The 1,744-nt window shown below is 53.9% G+C and carries 2 protein-coding genes; one reads left to right on the forward strand and one right to left on the reverse strand.

Features of this window, described 5'->3' with window-relative positions; all coding sequences use genetic code 11:
• Nucleotides 1–53 precede the first annotated feature (53 nt).
• A complete protein-coding gene (gene tnpA, locus C3418_RS23440; protein WP_041205574.1) occupies nt 54–479 on the reverse strand; it encodes an IS200/IS605-like element ISAeme8 family transposase in 426 nt (141 codons plus the stop codon).
• A gap of 57 nt (nt 480–536) precedes the next feature.
• Here tnpA and C3418_RS23445 point away from each other — a divergent pair, with 57 nt between their 5' ends.
• On the forward strand, nt 537–1,676 hold the full coding sequence (locus C3418_RS23445) for an RNA-guided endonuclease TnpB family protein (RefSeq protein ID WP_041206863.1): 1,140 nt from the start codon (nt 537–539) through the stop codon (nt 1,674–1,676).
• Nucleotides 1,677–1,744 lie beyond the last annotated feature (68 nt).

A 1,744-nucleotide genomic window follows, 5' to 3' on the forward strand; every position in this document is an offset into this window, starting at 1 on the left:
CTTAGCAACTGCCCCGTAAACCCTCGCCCAATCGGGCGGGGATATAAGGGGAGCTAATCTGGTGTGTTCTGCGAGGCCACATACGCCTTGAGCGTTTCGATAGTGGCCCCGCCAGCACTGCAAGCAAAGTAAGAGCGCGACCACAGGAGCCCGCTATTACTTTGCTTTCGTAGGTGCGTATTCAATATGCGGATCTGGCGGCTACTGATCGACTTCAAATTATTGACCAACACACTGACGGCCAACTTCGGTGGATAGGCTACGAGCAGATGAACGTGATCGGCTTCGCCATCCATCTCCAGAATGTCGATCTCCAACTTCTCTGCCGCAGATAAAAATGCGCCGCGCATCTGCTCGATCATGGTGCCATCAAGCAGTTTGCGGCGGTACTTCGTGGTGAAGATTAAATGCACAACTAGCTTGCTGACGGAGTGACGCCTCCGCAGATACCTAGTCAAATCATCATGATGCACACTCACTTGCAATACTCCGTTAAAAGTCATACTGTATGGGTATCCTAGTAGCGAGCGGTGACTTTGAGAAGAGCAACGAAAGTACGCATTTATCCGACCGACGAACAAGCGGCATTCTTGAATGCCCAGTTCGGCGCGGTGCGGTTCGCGTACAACAAGGCCCTTCATATTCAACGACACATGTTCAAGCGTCACGGGATTTCACTGAAACCGAAACGCGACCTGAAACCCATGCTCGCAGTGGCGAAAAAATCGCGCAAATACGGCTGGCTAAAGGAGTACGATTCACTCGCCTTGCAGCAAGCGGTGATTAATCTCGACAAGGCATTCGCCAACTTCTTCAATCCCAAGCTCAAGGCACGAATGCCTACCTTCAAGAGCAAACGGGGCAGGCAATCCAGCTATCACCCCAACGGAAAGGTGCTCACAGCGGCTATCCAGTTGCCGAAGATGACGCCCATCAGGGCGGTCATTCATCGAGATATTATCGGCGTGGTATCCAGCATCACAGTCAGCCGTGGCCCGACAGGGAAATACTATGCTTCCATCCTTTGCGAGGATGGCTGCGAGGCTCCCGCCAAGCCCACCTTCATCACGGACGTGACTGGCTGTGATATGGGGCTGTCCCACTACCTCATTGAGTCGAGCGGCAAAAAGATTGCCAATCCACGCCACCTTATCAACGCCAGTCGCAATCTACGACGCAAGCAAAAGGCACTGTCTCGCAAGAAAAAGGGCAGCGCCAACCGTGGCAAGGCAAGACGGCAACTGGCCGCCCTGCACGAACGGGTAGCCAATGCCCGCGCCGATTTTCAGCACAAACTCTCTCACACGATGGTTGACGAAAACCAAGCGGTCATCGTGGAGACATTGAAATCAGCGAACATGATGAAAAATCACAAACTGGCCCGCGCCATTGGCGATGCTGGTTGGCATGGTTTCATCATGAAGCTGGAGTACAAGGCACAAGCGGCGGGTCGCCACCTAATCAAACTTGATCAGTGGTTTGCCAGCTCGAAACTGTGTAGCGATTGCGGCCACAAGATGCCGGACATGCCGTTGCATCAGCGGCAGTGGGTATGTCCAGCGTGTGGGGCAGGGCATGACCGCGACATTAACGCGGCCATGAATATCCAGCAACAAGGCATATTGGAATTAAAGGCGGCGGGACACGTCGTTTCTACCCATGGAGGCCAGCGTTAATCTGCCAATTCGGCAGTAGCGGCCTAAGAAGTGGGAAGCCTCGCCGCTTGCGGCGGGGAGCAGTCACT

Origin of the sequence: Aeromonas sp. ASNIH8 (assembly GCF_002919855.1) — a bacterium.
Taxonomy (GTDB): Bacteria; Pseudomonadota; Gammaproteobacteria; order Enterobacterales; family Aeromonadaceae; genus Aeromonas; species Aeromonas caviae.